We start from the raw sequence: 14,721 nt of genomic DNA on the forward strand, positions 1-14,721 counted from the left end.
GTCCTTGACACCGGGCCTGATCGAGAAAAGATTTGGCTGGCTATCGGGACGGCGGCCCCGGTGTGGCCGGGAGGCACACTGTCACGCAGAACAGGCACCCTTCGCGCTGAACGAACGTTCGTTCATCCCAAAGAGAGCCCCATCCACCGGGTGAAAGAAGAACTTTCTTTCACCCCGCCAACCCGTAGTTCCCCAGCCCGGCACGGTCGGGGCTGAACGAACGTTCGTTCAGCCCCAGACCCCATCCCGCACCCCACCCGATTCTCCGCACCACACCCCTGCCGCCGACCCGATAGCCAGCCATGTTTTTCTCGACGGGCCCCGGTGTCAAGGATCGCCGAAGGCGACCGGCGAAGCCGGCGGCCAAAGGCCGTCCTTGACTCCGGGGCACGTCGAGAAGACCCTCGAACGAGGGTCGGCGGCAGAGGCCACCCCCAAAACACGACGCGACATCAACCCCGAAAACATCCACGCACACGCTCTCACAGCCGTGACGGCAGGATGGCCGACGACGTCAGGACGATGACTGCCCGCTCCCCCGCAGCACTCAGCGATCACACTCGAGCAGCGACAGGTCGAAGGCCTCGGCCATCGCCGCATAGCCGGCGTCGCCCGGGTGGAGGTGGTCCCCCGAGTCGTACGCAGGCAGGAACCGCGCCGGCCGATCGGGGTCACGCGTGGCGGCGTCGAAGTCGACGACGCCGTCGAACTCGCCGGAGGTGCGGATCCACTCGTTGACCGCGGCGCGCACCTGGTCGCGCTCGGGGGTGTAGCGGCTGCCGCCTTCGTACGGCGTCAGGGTGGCGCCCACGACGCACACGTCCTCGGCGTGTGCCTGTGCGATCAGGTCGCGGTAGGCGAGGATCAGGTCGGAGGCCTCGTCGGCGATGTCCCAGCGGATGTCGTTGATCCCGGCCAGCAGCACGACGGTGGAGACGCCGGGCTGGTCGAGCACGTCACGCCGGAAACGGTCCAGACCGCGCTGGCCTCCGGTCCCGTCGGCGAGGACGCGGTTGGCCGAGATGCCCTCGTTCATCACGCCGAACCGGCCCGCGAACCGGCTGGTCGCAACCCGGTCGGCGAGGACGTCCGGCCAGCGCCGGTCGGCGCCGACGGTGGACCCGTTCCCGTCGGTGATCGAGTCACCGAAGAGCACCGCGGTCTTGACCCGGCGTGGCTTCTCGACGACCACGCTCTCGACCCAGTACCAGCTGGAGATCTGTGTCGTGAACGCCGCCCCGGACTCCTCGCGGGCCACGTCCACACCGGTCGATCCAGAGACGTACGAGGTCTGCATCGCCACGTTGTGGCCGGTGATCGGGCCGCTCTCGCCGACCACGTGGAAGCTGACCGCGAGCGTCGTGTCGGCAGGCACCGTGGCGTCGACCGGATCGCTGAGCACCTCGGCACCGGGGGCGACGGTGACCTCGTCGGCACCTGCGAAGGTCACCGGACGGTTGGTCCCGGGCACGACCGCGGCTCCCTCCCCGGCCAACCCGAGGTGCGCCGAGGCGAAGGTCACCGGGCGGTCGCCGAAGACGTTGGAGAGGGTGATGCGCACGCCCGAGCCACCCAGCGAGGTGTGCACCAGGTTGCGCACCGACCGGTCGGCCAGACCGGTGGTGCCGGTCGCGCCGCCCACCCTGTCGGCCGAAGCACCCCAGGTGCCGACCGGATGGACCGGCGCAGCGTGTGCGGGCATGGCCGAGGCCATGACGAGGACGGCGGCCAGAGCGAGGCCCGGAGCGGCGAGACGAGGCGAGATCACCCCGGCACGTTAGGACCTCGACCTGCGCCCGGTCAGCCGGTTCGGTGAGGTTTGGGCGAAGCGTCGTGCGCGGTTCGCTCGGAGGTCACCTCTCAGGAGAGCGCGGTGGCGAGCTCACGCAGCGTGCGTACGGCCTTCTTCGCGGAGGCCCCGTCGGCGGCCTGGATCCCGAGCGCGGAGATGTTGTGCCCGGAGGACAGGTCGATGTTGGGCCAGGGCGCACCCTGGGGGAAGTTGATCGCGAGGATCTCCGCCCACTCCAGGTCACGGCGCTTGTAGCCGTTCACGACACTCAGCCCGGCTTCGCTGGCGACCACCCGGGACCGGGTCAGGGCGTGCACGCAGACCACGATCCCCAGGCCGACGGCACCGAAGGTGAGCCGCTCGAACGTGGTGACCTGAGCCTTGATCTCGGGGGTGAACCCCACCCAGACCATCGTGCACATCACCCCGAGAGCGGCCACGAGGAACCAGCCCATCACGCGGGCGCCGAGCGGGCGCCAGGTGTGCGGAAGCTCGACCGGCAGCTCAGATCCGGCAGGCATTGATCTCCGTCAGCAAGATGGCGCGGGCGCCCACGGCGTAGAGGTCGTCCATCAGCTTCTGCGAGCCCTTGCTCGGCACCATCGCGCGGACCGCGACCCAGCCCTCGCGGTGCAGCGGGCTGACCGTCGGCCCCTCGAGCCCGGGGGTCATCGCGGAGGCCTCGGCGAGGAACTCGGCGCGGATGTCGTAGTCCATCATCACGTAGCTGCGCGCGATCAGGACGCCGTCGAGGCGGCGGCGGAAGGTCTCGTACGCCGCCGGGAGCTGCGCACCGGAACGGGTGATCACCACGGCCTCGGAGTGCATGATCGGCTCGCCGAAGATCTCCAGGCCGGCCTGGCGCATCGTGGAGCCGGTCTCGACCACGTCGGCGATCGCGTCGGCGACGCCGAGCTGGATCGAGGTCTCCACGGCGCCGTCGAGGCGGGTGACGCTCGCGTCGATCCCCTCGCGCTCCAGGAACGCGGAGACGACGCCGACGTAGGAGGTCGCGATCCGCTTGCCGCGCAGCTCCTCGATCGAGGTGAATGCGCCGGCGCGACCGGCGAAGTGGAACCGCGAACGACCGAAGCCGAGCCCGACGACCTCGTCGGCCTTGGCGCCGGAGTCGAGGAGCAGGTCCCGGCCGGTGATGCCGATGTCGAGGGTGCCCTCGCCGACGTAGAGCGCGATGTCACGGGGGCGGAGGTAGAAGAACTCGACGCCGTTCTCCTCGTCGATGAGGGTCAGGCGCTTGGAGTCGTCGCGCTGGCGGTAGCCCGCCTCGCGCAGCAGATCGGAGGCTGCGACGGACAGCGAGCCCTTGTTGGGCACCGCGATCCGGAGGAGCTTGTCATCGGTGGTCATAGCGTTTCCCTACAGGTGTGAGTAGACGTCGTCGATCGAGATTCCGCTGGCGAGCATGAGCACCTGGGCGTGGTAGAGCAGCTGGGAGATCTCCTCCGCGGTCGCTTCCTTGCCCTCGTACTCAGCCGCCATCCAGGACTCGGCGGCCTCCTCGACCAGCTTCTTCCCGATCGCATGGACCCCGGCGTCGAGCTGTGCCACGGTGCCGGATCCTTCAGGTCGGGTCCGGGCCTTCTCGCTCAGCTCGGCCCAGAGCTCGTCGAACGTCTTCACGAGCGTCAAGCCTAGGCCGTACGCGACCCCGCCCCCGAATCGTCTCACCGATTCGATAGCAGTTCTGCTATAGCCAGCCATAGCAGAACTGCGATATCTTCGACAGTATGAGCACCCCCGACGGGGACACCGCCTTCTACGCCGGGATCGCCGCGCAGGTCACCGAGCACCGGGTCGCGCGAGGCCTGTCGCAGCGCGAGCTCGCCGAGCTCTGCGGGACCACCCAGTCGGCGATCGCACGGCTGGAGTCGGGATCCCGCCCACCCAAGATCGACACCCTTCTCCGGGTGGCCGCCGCCCTCGACTGCCGCCTCGAGGTCGGCTTCCACGCCCGCACCCGAGCCCACAGGAGCACGACATGTTGACGCCCATCTCAGCCGACGAGGTCGAGTCGACCCGCAGCGAGCGGTTCCTGGCGGTCGCGCTGACCGCCTTCCTCCTGGTCGGCACCGTCTGGTTCTACGTCAAGATCGCCGACTGGTGGCCGCTCCACATGGACTGGGACCAGTGCAACGACGGCGTGTCGCCGTGCGAGATCCCCGGCCACGAGGCGATCCAGATCGGCCTCCGCCTCGGTTTCATCATCCTGCTCTGCGCGGTCGGGTTCTGGGTGCTCTACCGGCTGCGCCGCAGCGGCTCCCGCTTCCTCCCGCTCGGCTTCGCCCTCGCCGCGACCGGGGTGATCATGGCCCTGGTCTTCGCGTTCCACTACACCTTCGAGTACGCCGACTTCGGCCCGCTCATCCTGTCGCTGTTCGGCGCGGCAGCGACCGTCGGCGTCTTCGTCGCTGTCCAGCGGCTCCTGGCCAAGCGGATCCCCGCCATGCGGGTACGCAAGGGCGACTGTCCCTACTGCGGCTATCCGGTCCGCGGCAAGCACTGCGAGGGCTGCGGCCGCGAGACCATCGCCCCGTGCACGACCTGCGAGGCCGACCGCCGGGTCGGCTCGCTGCACTGCGTGGCCTGCGGCGCGGACTGACTGCTGGACCGCCTCACCCTCAACCTCAGGGTCAGGGTTTGACCGGGGGCGCGGTCGCAGGGCGGACCTTCATACTGTGCTCTTTCATGAGGGCGACATAGCCCGGCGCGTTGAGCTCCAGGATCGCCGCCGGGTTGGTGCCGGGCTCGATCGTGCCGCGGATCTTCGCGGGCACGCCCATCACCAGGCTGTGATCGGGCACCTCGGTCCCCTCGACCACCATCGCGCCGGCCGCGACCAGACATCCGTCACCGATGACCACGGCATCGGAGACCACCGCGCCATTGCCGATCAGCGAGCCGGTGCCGATGCGGTCGCCGTGCACCACGCAGCCATGGGCGATCGTGCTGTGCGCCCCCATCTCCAGGGAGGACCCGGGGCGGACATGCAGCACCGAGTTGTCCTGCACGTTGGAGCCCTCGCCGATGATGATGGGACCGATGTCGGCGCGCAGCACGGCGCCGTACCAGACGCTCGCGTTCGGACCGAGGCGTACGTCACCGATCAGCGTCGCCGTCGGCGCCACCCAGGCGTCAGGATGGATCTGCGGACTCTTGCCGTCGAACTCGAAGATGTTCATCGGCACAGAGCCTAGAAGGCGCTACTGTCACTGCCCGATGACAGCCCCCGAGATCGCCGCCGCCTACGACGCCCGCGCCACCGAGTACATCGACCTCTTCGGCACGATCGACAAGCTCGCCGACCGTGACCGCGAGACCATCACCACCTGGCGGGATGCCACGACCGGCCGCCTCCTCGACGCCGGCTGCGGCCCAGGGGTCTGGACCGAGGAGCTGGCGATGAACGGCGTGCGTGACGTGGTCGGCGTGGACGCGTCCACGGCGTTCGTCGCAGCCGCGCGGGCGCGTCTCCCCGACAGGACGTTCCATCAGGCCGATCTCGCGGCCCTTCCGATGAGGAGTCGGTCGCTGGGAGGCATCCTGGCGTGGTATTCGATCATCCACACGCCGCCCGCCGACCTGCCCGCGATCTTCGACGAGTTCGCCCGCGTGCTCGCACCCGGCGGTTCGGCGCTGATCGGCTTCTTCGACGGCGAGCCCGGCGAGGCGTTCGACCACGCGGTGCACACCGCCTACTACTGGACCGCGGAGGCGCTCGCCGACCTGCTCACCCCGCACGGGTTCAGCATCGAGCGGGCCTCGTCCAGGCAGGACCCGGGAGCGCGCCGCCGTCAGGGTGACCTCGTCGCCACGCTGGCCATCTGACCCATCGTCTCGCCGAGTCGGCTCGTCATGACGAGCCGACTCGGCGGCGGGGTCGGTCAGTAGTGACGTACGCAGTCGCGCAGGGCGAGCGCGGTCTCCATGGCCGCAGCGGCCGCCTCGTAGCCCTTGTCCTCGCTGGATCCCTCGAGCCCGGCCCGGTCGAGCGCCTGCTCCTCGTTGTCACAGGTCAGCAGGCCGAAGCCGACCGGGATGATGTGGTCGATGGCGATCCGGTTCAGTCCGTCGGTGGCGGCCGAGCAGACGTAGTCGAAGTGCGGGGTGCCACCGCGGATCACGACCCCGAGCGCGACGATGGCGTCGTAGCCGGACTTGGCGAGGGCGGCCGCCGCGACCGGGAGCTCGAAGGCGCCCGGGACCCGGACCACCGTCAGGCCGCCGACCGACGCCTCCTTCAGCGCCCGCTCCGCGCCGTTCAGCAGGCCGGTCATGACCTCGTCGTGCCAGCGCGACGCCACCACGGCGACCCGCAGATCGCTCGCGTCGACGATCTCAGGGGTCGGGGCTCCCTTGCCGCTCATCAGTTCTCCTCAGACAGATCGGGCAGAGCGTGACCCATCCGGTCACGCTTGGTCAGCAGGTAGGCGAGGTTGTGCTCGTTGGGTCGTGGAGTGAGCGGGACCCGCTCCGCGACCTCGACACCGTACGCCTCCAGGTGGCTCACCTTCTCAGGGTTGTTGGTGAGCAGCTTCACCGAGTCGACCTTGAGGTCGCGCAGGATCTGCGAGGCGGCACCGTAGTGGCGCGCGTCGGCCGGCAGGCCGAGGTCGAGGTTGGCGTCGACGGTGTCGCGACCGCCGTCCTGGAGCTGGTAGGCCTGCAGCTTGGCGAGCAGCCCGATCCCGCGACCCTCGTGGCCCCGCAGGTAGACCACCACGCCGCAGCCCGCCTCCGCGATCCGCCCGAGCGCCTCGCGCAGCTGCGGCCCGCAGTCGCAGCGCTGCGAACCGAACACGTCTCCGGTCAGGCACTCCGAGTGCACCCGGGCCAGCACCGGGTCGCAGCCGGACACGTCACCGTGGACGAGCGCGACGTGCTCGACCCCGTCGTCGGTGGTGCGGTAGCCGTAGGCGGTGAACTCGCCGAACTCGGTGGGCAGCCGGGTCACGGCGCGACGCTCGACCAGCACCTCCGTACGCCGCCGGTAGGTGACCAGGTCGGCGATCGAGATCATCGCCAGACCGTGCTCGTCGGCGAACTCCCGCAGCTGCGGCGCGCGCTGCATGGTGCCGTCGTCGTTGACCAGCTCGACCAGCGCGCCGGCCGGCTCCAGGCCGGCCAGCCGGGTCAGGTCGACGGCGGCCTCGGTGTGGCCGACCCGCACCAGCACTCCCCCGTCGCGCGCCCGCAGCGGGAAGACGTGACCCGGCCGGGTCAGGTCGCCGGCCACCGAGGACGGGCCTGCCAGCAGTCGGGTCGTGAGCGCGCGGTCGGCCGCCGAGATGCCGGTCGAGACGCCCTCACGAGCGTCGACCGAGACCGCGTACGCCGTCTGCTTGCGGTCCTCGTTGACCCGCGTCATCGGGGGCAGCTCGAGAGCGTCGAGCCGCTCCCCCGGCAGCGCCACGCAGATCACGCCGGAGGACCAGCGGATCGCGAACGCCATCACCTCCGGGGTCGCCAGCTCGGCGGAGAAGATCAGGTCACCCTCGTTCTCCCGGTCCTCGTCGTCGACGACCACGACCGGCTTTCCGGCCGCCAGGTCGGCGATCGCGTTCTCGACCGGATCCAGCCGGACCCCGGCGTACTGCTCGGTGCTGTTGTCGATGTTCACGGCCGAACCCCTCCCAGGAGCTTCTCCACGTGCTTGGCGATGATGTCGGTCTCGAGGTTGACCTCGTCGCCGACGGCCCGGAACCCCAGCGACGTACGCGCCAGAGTCTCGGGGATGAGGCTGACCGTGAACGCGTCCTCGGTCACGGAGACGACGGTGAGGCTGATCCCGTCCACCGCGATCGAGCCCTTCTCCACGACGTAGCGGACGAGCTCCTCGGGGAGCGAGATCGTGACGACCTCCCAGTGCTCGCTGGGCTCGCGGGAGACGATCCGGCCGACCCCGTCGACGTGTCCCTGGACGATGTGACCGCCGAGGCGGGTGGCCGGAGTGACCGCGCGCTCCAGGTTGACCTGGTCGCCGACCGAGACGGCGTGCAGGCTGGTCCGCTTGAGCGTCTCCAGCATCACATCCGCCGTCCACTCGTTCTCCCCGAGCGTGGCGACGGTCAGGCAGCAGCCATTGACCGCGATCGAGGCGCCGAGCTCGGCGTCCGACAGCACCGTGGTGGCGGAGATGGTCAGGCGCACGGCGTCGCCCTGGTCCTCGATCCCGGCGACGGTGCCGAGCTCCTCAACAATCCCGGTGAACATCACTGCTCCCCTCTGTAGTGAATTTCTTGGGGTGGTTCCAGAATGAACCGCACATTCGGCTCCTCGCCCGGAGCGGCTGGTGCGAGCACGTCGACAGAGCGCACTCGCGGCCGGAAGGCATCGGAGATGGTGGTGATCCCGAGGTCGGCGACGGCCGAGCGGCCGGCGCCGAGCAGGAACGGGGCGACGTAGACGACGATCTCGTCCACGAGTCCCGCCTCCAGGAAGGCCGCGGCCAGCGTCGGCCCGCCCTCGAGAAACACATGGCGGCGCTCGCGCTCCCACAGGGCGGCCAGCGCCTCGTGGGGATCGCGGGTGCGCAGGTGCAGCGACGGCGCCTGGCCGTCGAAGATCCTCCGGTCCGCAGGAAGGTCGCGTGATCCCATGACGACCCGCAGAGGCTGTACGCCGACCGGTCGGTCCTCCGCGTCGCGGACCGTCAGCGCGGGGTCGTCGACCTCGACCGTGTTGGTCCCGACCAGCATCGTGTCGGCGAGCGCTCGCAGCTCGTGGGTGTCGAGGCGCGCGGCGCGGGAAGAGACCCAGCGCGAGGTGCCGTCGGCGGCGGCGCTGCGTCCGTCGAGGGTGGTGGCGAACTTCCAGGTGACGTAGGGGCGCTGCAGCTCGGCCGCCCGGGTCCAGACGCGGTTGAGCTCACGGGACTCGGCGGCGTAGAGGCCCTGCTCGACCTCGATCCCCGCCTGCTTCAGCGTGGCGGCACCGCCGGCGGCGACCGGGTTGGGGTCGGACTGGGCGTAGACGACGCGGGCGACGCCGGCCTCGATGAGCGCCTGGGAGCACGGGCCCGTGCGGCCGGTGTGGTTGCACGGCTCGAGGGTGACCACCGCCGTTGCCCCGCGGGCGGCCTCTCCCGCCTTCGCCAGGGCGTCGACCTCGGCGTGCGGGGTGCCGGGCCCGCGGTGGAAGCCCTCGGCGATCACCGACCCGTCCGCCCCGAGGAGTACGCAGCCCACCCGAGGGTTCGGATAGGTGGCAGGCCCTGGGGCGCCGATCGCAGCGGCCAGGTCCAGGGCGCGACGCATCGCTCCCGGCACCGGGTCCTGCTCTTCCACGCTTCTCATCTGATCCCCTCTGGTCCGTCTCACGGACTCCGGGGTCAGGCCGAGACATCGCGCCGCAGCCTGTGGAATCAGGGCGGTCACGACGAATCGGGCTGCGTGCGTCTTCCCATCCGGACTTTAACCGTCGGTGCAGGAGTTTCACCTGCTCAACCGATGACTGGCTGCCATCGGGTCGCGGACTTCTGAATCTGTCGATCCAGTCACCGCCGGCTCGGAATTTCACCGACCCCAGAGCACGCGAGCACAAGCTCGTCTGAGACCAGTGTGCCACACCGGTGGCTCGAGGCCGGATCAGGCGTCGACCGCTGAGACGGCCTTGTTCCGCAGGGCGTTGACCATCGCGTCCGGGTCGGCGGCCGAGTAGACCGCGGAGCCGGCGACGAAGACGTCGGCCCCTGCCTCGGCGCAGCGCTCGATGGTCTCCAGCGAGACCCCGCCGTCGACCTGCAGCCAGGTCTCGACGCCGTGCTTGTCCATCAGCGAACGCGTCCGGCGGATCTTCGGCAGCACCAGGTCGAGGAACTTCTGTCCGCCGAAGCCGGGCTCGACGGTCATCAGCAGCACCATGTCGAGCTCGGCCAGCATGTCCTCGTAGGGCTCGATCGGGGTCGCCGGCTTGAGCGCCATCGAGGCGCGGGCGCCCTTGGCCCGGATCTCGCGGGCCAGCCGCACCGGGGCCTTGGTCGCCTCGACATGGAAGGTCACCGAGCTGCAGCCGGCCTCGACGTAGGCCGGGGCCTCACGGTCGGCGTTCTCGATCATCAGGTGCGCATCCAGCGGTATGTCCGTGGACCGTGCGATCGCCTCGACCATCGTCGGTCCGAAGGTCAGGTTGGGCACGAAGTGGTTGTCCATCACATCGACGTGGATCCAGTCGGCGCTGGGGATCCTGGCGACCTCGGCCCCAAGGGCGGCGAAGTCGGCGTTGAGGATCGACGGGGTGATCTGCATGCTCACGCGAGCACCTTAGTTGGTCCCGGCCGGGCAGCTGAGGGCACACTCCGGCCGATGGGCCCGCGAACGGCGGAAGCCGGGTGGATGTTCGTCTAGGTATGCAGCCGAACAGTCCCTCCCCTGGCGGAGTTCCGCGCGGGGAGTGACGACTGGCCTACATACCTAGACGAACATCCACGACGAACGACGAGGATCAGGCCCCCGTGCTCTTGTGTGCCCGCCGCCGCGCGTGAAGGATCGGCTCGGTGTAGCCCGAGGGCTGCCGTACGCCGAGCAGGACCAGGTCACGGACGGCCAGGAACGCGTCGGTGTCGAAGCCGGGAGCCATCGGCAGGTAGTCCGGGTCGCCGGCGTTCTGCTCGTCGACGACGACCGCCATCCGGCGCAGCGACTCCTCGACCTGCTCGGTGGTGATGACACCGTGACGCACCCAGTTGGCCACATGCTGGGAGCTGATCCGGCAGGTGGCGCGGTCCTCCATCAACGGGGTGCCGCTCAGGTCGGGCACCTTGGAGCAGCCCACCCCGGCATCGACCCAGCGCACGACGTAGCCGAGCGCGCTCTGGAGGTTGTTGTCGAGCTCGGCCTGACGGTCCTCGGCGCTCCAACCGGCCGGGTCCCCCAGCGGCAGCGTGAGCAGCTGCCGGAGGGATGCCCTCCTGCCACCGGCGAGCTCGCGCTGCCGCGCCGCGACGTCGACCTGGTGATAGTGCGTGGCGTGCAGCGTGGCCGCGGTCGGCGAGGGAACCCAGGCGCAGCTCGCTCCCGCCTGCGGGTGGGCGACCTTCTGCTCGAGCATCGCGGCCATGTCGTCCGGTGCCGCCCACATGCCCTTGCCGATCTGCGCCCGCCCCTGGAAGCCGCACTCCAGCCCGATGTCGACGTTGGCGTCCTCGTAGGCCGCGATCCACGGCTGGGCCTTCATCTGCGCCTTGCGGACCATCGGTCCGGCTTCCATCGAGGTGTGGATCTCGTCGCCGGTGCGGTCCAGGAACCCGGTGTTGATGAAGGCGACCCGGTCGCGGGCACGCTCGATGCACGCCTTGAGGTTCGCAGACGTACGGCGCTCCTCGTCCATGATGCCGATCTTGATGGTCAGCTCGGGGAGTCCGAGCAGTGCCTCGACCCGGCCCAGGATCTCGCAGGCGAGCGCTACCTCGTCGGGCCCGTGCATCTTCGGCTTCACGACATAGACCGAGCCGGTACGCGAGTTGCCGCCCGCCTGGGCGCCGCGCAGGTCGTGCAGGCTGCCGAGGCCGGTGAAGAGTGCGTCGAGGATGCCCTCGGAGACCGGCTCGCCGCGGGCATCCAGCACCGCGTCGCTGGTCATCAGGTGGCCGACCTGGCGGATGAGCAGCAGCGCGCGACCCGGCAGGGTGAGCGTGTCGCCGCTGGGCGTGACGTACTCGCGGTCGGGGGCCATGGTCCTGGTGAACGTCCGGCCGCCCTTGGTGACCTCCGCATCGAGCCGTCGCTGCATCAGCAGCAGCCAGTTGCGGTAGCCGTCGACCTTGTCGGCCGCATCGACCGCAGCGACAGAGTCCTCGAGGTCCATGATCGTGGTCAGCGCCGACTCGAGCACGATGTCGCACACGCCCGCGCTGTCGTCGCGGCCGATCCGGTGGGACCGGTCGATCCGGATCTCGACGTGCAGACCGTGGTGTCGCAGGAGGACGGTGCGCGGCTCCCCCGGCTCCCCCTGGAAGCCGGCCAGCTGCTCGCGATCCGCGAGCCGGCCCTCCCCCGACGCGAGCTCGACGACGAGCGCTCCGTCGACGATCCGGTAGGCCCGTGCATCCGCGTGCGAGCCGTCCGCCAGCGGGAAGTGCTGGTCGAGGAAGGCTCGCCCGCGGGAGATGACGGCCGCGCCTCGAACCGGGTTGTATCCGCCCTCCCTGCCCCGGCCGTCGTCCTCGTCGATGACATCCGTCCCGTAGAGCGCGTCGTAGAGGGAACCCCAGCGCGCATTGGCGGCGTTGACCGCGAACCGCGCGTTGAGCAGCGGCACCACGAGCTGCGGCCCCGCGATGCTGGAGATCTCCGCGTCGACGCCCGAGGTCGAGATCGTGAACGGCTCCGGCTCGTCGGCGAGGTAGCCGATGGAACGGAGGAACTCCTCGTAGTCGTCCGGCTGCAGGATCCCGGGGTGGCTGCGGTGGTAGGCGTCGATCGACTGCTGCAGCTCGTCGCGGTGCCGGACCAGCTCCTGGACCCGCGGGCCCAGGTCGTCGATGATGGCTGCGGCGCCTGACCAGAAGTCGGCCTCGTCGATGCCGGTGCCGGGCAGCGCCTCCTCACGTACGAAGTCGACGAGCTGCTCGGCGACGCTGAGTCCGCTCAGTTGCACCGCCACCATCTGGGCCTGCCGTTCTATATAGTGGAATCAACGAGTCGTATGACGAAATCCTCAAGGAGGGGTGGCCTCGATGTCAAGGTCCCCGGACGCTTCCCCGGGCGGAGCCCAGACGGTCCACCGGGCGCTCGACGTCCTGGAGGCGGTCGAGTCCGCCGGTCGCGACATGTCCATCGCCGACATCGCGGCGGCCCTCCGGCTTCCCGCTCCCACGGTGCACCGCCTGTGCCGTGCCCTCGTGGACCGGGGCTACATGCGTCAGCTCGCCGACCGGCGCTACACCCTGGGGATGCGGCTGATGCCGCTCGGCAACGCGGCCAACCAGCTCATCGGGGTCGATGCCACCTCGGTCCTGGCCGACCTGGTCGCCGAGACCGGCGAGACCGCCAACCTCGCCGTCCTGGCCGGACATCAGGCCGAGTACGTCGCACAGGTCCCCTCCGGCTACACGATGCGGATGTTCACCGAGGTCGGACGGCGGGTGGACCTGCACAGCACCGGCGTGGGGAAGGTGCTCCTGTCGCGGCTCCCGCGTGCCACGGTGGAGGCGATCGTGCGGCGCCCGCTGGTCGCGCGCACGCCGCACACGATCACGAACGCGACCGCGCTCGAGGCCGAGCTGGAACGGATCCGACAGGCCGGCTTCGCACTGGACGAGCAGGAGCAGGAGATCGGCGTACGCTGCGTGGCCGCCCCCGTCGGAGACGAGCTGCCGTGGATGGCGCTGTCGATCTCCGGACCGCTGCCGCGGATGAGCGATGAGCTCGTGCAGCGCGCGATCCCGCTGCTGCACAGCGGCGCGCGGCGGCTCGCGGAGAGTCTGGCCACCAACAAGACAGACTCTTGACACCGACACGGCCGACCTCCATTGTGACGTGGAACACATGTTCCGCTAAATGAAAGATCACGATGCCTGGTCTTGTCGCTGAGCTCGAGAATCTCTCCCCCACCATGGCGCCGGACGCGGTGCTCACCGATCCCGACCGGATGGCCGGCTATCGCTGGGACCGAGCCAACGACCCGACGGCAGGCATGCCGCTCGCCGTGGTCCGGGCCTCCTCCACCGAGGACATCCAAACCGTGATGCGGCTCGCCGCCCGACACCGGGTCCCGGTCGTGACCCGAGGCGCCGGCACGAGCCTGTCGGGCGGTTCCACCGCTGCCGACGGGTGTGTGGTGATCTCGACCGAGCGGATGCGCCGGATCGAGGTCGACCCCCTCACCCGCACCTGCCGAGCACAGCCCGGTCTGTTCAACGCCGAGGTGAAGGCAGCCGCCGCCGAGCACGGGCTGTGGTATCCCCCCGATCCCTCCTCCTTCGAGATCTGCTCCATCGGCGGCAACATCGCCACCAACGCCGGCGGGCTGTGCTGCGTGAAGTACGGCGTGACCACCGACTACGTGCTCGGGATGACCGTTGTGCTCGCGGACGGGACCGCGGTCGAGCTGGGCGGGCCGCGCATCAAGGACGTCGCCGGGCTCTCGCTCACCAAGCTGTTCGTCGGCAGCGAGGGCACCCTGGGCATCGTGACCGAGGTCGTGCTGCGCCTGCTGCCCACCCAGCGGCCGCCGTCCACCCTCGTGGCGACGTTCGGCTCGCTGACCGACGCCACCGGTGCGGTCTGCGAGATGACCCGCACGATGCGTCCCTCGATGCTGGAGTTCATGGACCGGGCCTCGATCAACGCGGTCGAGGACATGACCCGGATGGGCCTGGATCGCTCGGCTGCCGCTCTGCTGGTCATCCAGTCCGACGAGCCCGCCGAGTTCGCGCTCGCCGAGCTCGAGGCGATCAGCGACATCTGTGCACGCCACCGTGCCAGCGAGGTGTTCCACACCGACGATCCCCAGGAGGGAGAGGCCTTCGTCGCGGCCCGCCGCGCCGCCATCCCGGCGCTCGAGCGCCGGGGATCCCTGCTGCTGGAGGACGTGGGTGTCCCGATCCCCCAGCTCAGCGATCTGGTCGAGGGGATCGCTGCGATCTCGGCAAGACGCGACGTCGACATCGCGGTCGTCGCCCATGCCGGCGACGGCAACACGCACCCGCTCATCGTCTTCGACCCCATCGATGTCGAGCAGACAGAACGTGCCCGCGCTGCGTACGGCGAGGTGATGGAGCTGGCGATCGGCCTCGGCGGCACCATCACCGGCGAGCACGGGGTCGGGCGGCTGAAGAAGGCCTGGTTGCCCGACCAGCTCGGAGAGGAGGCGATGGAGCTCAACCGGCGGATCAAACGGGCGCTGGACCCCGACGGGATCTTGAACCCCGGCGTCATCTTCTGACCCGGTGTCGCGCCCAGCGAATCACG

16 protein-coding genes and 1 riboswitch are annotated in these 14,721 nt (G+C 69.9%); of the genes, 5 read left to right on the forward strand and 11 right to left on the reverse strand.

Translation table 11 applies throughout. From position 1 onward, the window contains the following. Positions 1 to 547 precede the first annotated feature (547 nt). The 4 genes from WBG06_RS00005 to WBG06_RS00020 all read right to left on the reverse strand — a co-directional run bounded on the left by WBG06_RS00005 (position 548) and on the right by WBG06_RS00020 (position 3,433). Positions 548 to 1,768 carry an SGNH/GDSL hydrolase family protein gene (locus WBG06_RS00005; protein WP_336733859.1) on the reverse strand — a complete coding sequence of 407 codons (1,221 nt, stop codon included), beginning with the start codon at positions 1,766 to 1,768 and terminating at the stop codon, positions 548 to 550. 92 nt (positions 1,769 to 1,860) lie between these two features. Continuing rightward, positions 1,861 to 2,313: a PH domain-containing protein gene (locus WBG06_RS00010; protein WP_336733861.1), complete on the reverse strand. Its 453-nt coding sequence runs from the start codon at positions 2,311 to 2,313 to the stop codon at positions 1,861 to 1,863. Beyond that, positions 2,297 to 3,160, reverse strand: a complete 864-nt coding sequence (gene hisG / locus WBG06_RS00015) for an ATP phosphoribosyltransferase (protein WP_336733863.1) — start codon at positions 3,158 to 3,160, stop codon at positions 2,297 to 2,299. The genes WBG06_RS00010 and hisG overlap by 17 nt, the downstream gene beginning before the upstream one ends. 9 nt (positions 3,161 to 3,169) lie before the next feature. Next, on the reverse strand, positions 3,170 to 3,433 hold the full coding sequence (locus WBG06_RS00020) for a phosphoribosyl-ATP diphosphatase (protein WP_008359350.1): 264 nt from the start codon (positions 3,431 to 3,433) through the stop codon (positions 3,170 to 3,172). A 107-nt stretch (positions 3,434 to 3,540) separates the two neighbouring features. On the opposite strand from WBG06_RS00020, the gene WBG06_RS00025 reads away from it, so the two are divergent. Together WBG06_RS00025 and WBG06_RS00030 are read left to right on the forward strand one after the other, a co-directional pair. Next, positions 3,541 to 3,798, forward strand: coding sequence for a helix-turn-helix domain-containing protein (locus WBG06_RS00025; RefSeq protein WP_336733869.1), 258 nt, complete (start codon positions 3,541 to 3,543; stop codon positions 3,796 to 3,798). Beyond that, a complete protein-coding gene (locus WBG06_RS00030; protein ID WP_336733870.1) occupies positions 3,792 to 4,412 on the forward strand; it encodes a hypothetical protein in 621 nt (206 codons plus the stop codon). The genes WBG06_RS00025 and WBG06_RS00030 overlap by 7 nt, the downstream gene beginning before the upstream one ends. Before the next feature lie 31 nt (positions 4,413 to 4,443). On the opposite strand, the gene WBG06_RS00035 is transcribed toward WBG06_RS00030, so the two are convergent. Then, positions 4,444 to 4,992: a gamma carbonic anhydrase family protein gene (locus WBG06_RS00035; RefSeq protein ID WP_336733872.1), complete on the reverse strand. Its 549-nt coding sequence runs from the start codon at positions 4,990 to 4,992 to the stop codon at positions 4,444 to 4,446. Positions 4,993 to 5,029: 37 nt separating this feature from the next. On the opposite strand from WBG06_RS00035, the gene WBG06_RS00040 reads away from it, so the two are divergent. Further along, a complete protein-coding gene (locus WBG06_RS00040) occupies positions 5,030 to 5,638 on the forward strand; it encodes a class I SAM-dependent methyltransferase (protein ID WP_336733874.1) in 609 nt (202 codons plus the stop codon). A 56-nt stretch (positions 5,639 to 5,694) separates the two neighbouring features. Here the strand turns inward: WBG06_RS00040 and ribH are convergent, their stop codons facing one another. The 6 genes from ribH to WBG06_RS00070 form a co-directional block, all read right to left on the reverse strand. After that, on the reverse strand, positions 5,695 to 6,177 hold the full coding sequence (ribH, locus tag WBG06_RS00045) for a 6,7-dimethyl-8-ribityllumazine synthase (RefSeq protein WP_336733876.1): 483 nt from the start codon (positions 6,175 to 6,177) through the stop codon (positions 5,695 to 5,697). Next, on the reverse strand, positions 6,177 to 7,430 hold the full coding sequence (locus WBG06_RS00050) for a bifunctional 3,4-dihydroxy-2-butanone-4-phosphate synthase/GTP cyclohydrolase II (RefSeq protein ID WP_336733878.1): 1,254 nt from the start codon (positions 7,428 to 7,430) through the stop codon (positions 6,177 to 6,179). The genes ribH and WBG06_RS00050 overlap by 1 nt, the downstream gene beginning before the upstream one ends. Continuing rightward, positions 7,427 to 8,023 (reverse strand): riboflavin synthase, encoded by a 597-nt coding sequence (locus WBG06_RS00055; RefSeq protein ID WP_336733880.1) that lies wholly within the window; start codon positions 8,021 to 8,023, stop codon positions 7,427 to 7,429. The genes WBG06_RS00050 and WBG06_RS00055 overlap by 4 nt, the downstream gene beginning before the upstream one ends. Further along, positions 8,023 to 9,105, reverse strand: a complete 1,083-nt coding sequence (ribD, locus tag WBG06_RS00060; protein WP_336733882.1) for a bifunctional diaminohydroxyphosphoribosylaminopyrimidine deaminase/5-amino-6-(5-phosphoribosylamino)uracil reductase RibD — start codon at positions 9,103 to 9,105, stop codon at positions 8,023 to 8,025. The genes WBG06_RS00055 and ribD overlap by 1 nt, the downstream gene beginning before the upstream one ends. A gap of 92 nt (positions 9,106 to 9,197) precedes the next feature. After that, positions 9,198 to 9,346, reverse strand: a riboswitch (FMN riboswitch). Between the two features lie 50 nt (positions 9,347 to 9,396). Continuing rightward, on the reverse strand, positions 9,397 to 10,056 hold the full coding sequence (gene rpe / locus WBG06_RS00065; RefSeq protein WP_336735629.1) for a ribulose-phosphate 3-epimerase: 660 nt from the start codon (positions 10,054 to 10,056) through the stop codon (positions 9,397 to 9,399). A gap of 196 nt (positions 10,057 to 10,252) precedes the next feature. After that, positions 10,253 to 12,406, reverse strand: coding sequence for a malate synthase G (locus WBG06_RS00070; protein ID WP_336733884.1), 2,154 nt, complete (start codon positions 12,404 to 12,406; stop codon positions 10,253 to 10,255). Positions 12,407 to 12,485: 79 nt separating this feature from the next. Between WBG06_RS00070 and WBG06_RS00075 the strand changes: the two genes are divergently transcribed. Together WBG06_RS00075 and WBG06_RS00080 are read left to right on the forward strand one after the other, a co-directional pair. Further along, a complete protein-coding gene (locus WBG06_RS00075) occupies positions 12,486 to 13,259 on the forward strand; it encodes an IclR family transcriptional regulator (protein ID WP_336733886.1) in 774 nt (257 codons plus the stop codon). Between the two features lie 62 nt (positions 13,260 to 13,321). Next, the gene (locus WBG06_RS00080; RefSeq protein WP_336733888.1) at positions 13,322 to 14,695 is read left to right on the forward strand and encodes an FAD-binding oxidoreductase; all 1,374 of its coding nucleotides are present in this window, start codon (positions 13,322 to 13,324) and stop codon (positions 14,693 to 14,695) included. The last annotated feature ends 26 nt before the right edge of the window (positions 14,696 to 14,721 follow it).

Source organism: Nocardioides sp. CCNWLW239 (assembly GCF_037137035.1).
In the GTDB taxonomy this organism is placed as follows: domain Bacteria; phylum Actinomycetota; class Actinomycetes; order Propionibacteriales; family Nocardioidaceae; genus Nocardioides.

Excerpts from the sequence above, each read along its gene's own strand:
- ribH (WP_336733876.1), bottom strand. The coding sequence starts at position 6,177 with ATGAGCGGCAAGGGAGCCCCGACCCCTGAGATCGTCGACGCGAGCGAT.
- WBG06_RS00075 (WP_336733886.1), top strand. The coding sequence starts at position 12,486 with ATGTCAAGGTCCCCGGACGCTTCCCCGGGCGGAGCCCAGACGGTCCAC.
- WBG06_RS00080 (WP_336733888.1), top strand. The coding sequence starts at position 13,322 with ATGCCTGGTCTTGTCGCTGAGCTCGAGAATCTCTCCCCCACCATGGCG.
- rpe (WP_336735629.1), bottom strand. The coding sequence starts at position 10,056 with ATGCAGATCACCCCGTCGATCCTCAACGCCGACTTCGCCGCCCTTGGG.
- WBG06_RS00025 (WP_336733869.1), top strand. The coding sequence starts at position 3,541 with ATGAGCACCCCCGACGGGGACACCGCCTTCTACGCCGGGATCGCCGCG.
- hisG (WP_336733863.1), bottom strand. The coding sequence starts at position 3,160 with ATGACCACCGATGACAAGCTCCTCCGGATCGCGGTGCCCAACAAGGGC.
- WBG06_RS00030 (WP_336733870.1), top strand. The coding sequence starts at position 3,792 with ATGTTGACGCCCATCTCAGCCGACGAGGTCGAGTCGACCCGCAGCGAG.
- WBG06_RS00055 (WP_336733880.1), bottom strand. The coding sequence starts at position 8,023 with ATGTTCACCGGGATTGTTGAGGAGCTCGGCACCGTCGCCGGGATCGAG.
- WBG06_RS00040 (WP_336733874.1), top strand. The coding sequence starts at position 5,030 with ATGACAGCCCCCGAGATCGCCGCCGCCTACGACGCCCGCGCCACCGAG.
- WBG06_RS00010 (WP_336733861.1), bottom strand. The coding sequence starts at position 2,313 with ATGCCTGCCGGATCTGAGCTGCCGGTCGAGCTTCCGCACACCTGGCGC.
- ribD (WP_336733882.1), bottom strand. The coding sequence starts at position 9,105 with ATGAGAAGCGTGGAAGAGCAGGACCCGGTGCCGGGAGCGATGCGTCGC.
- WBG06_RS00035 (WP_336733872.1), bottom strand. The coding sequence starts at position 4,992 with ATGAACATCTTCGAGTTCGACGGCAAGAGTCCGCAGATCCATCCTGAC.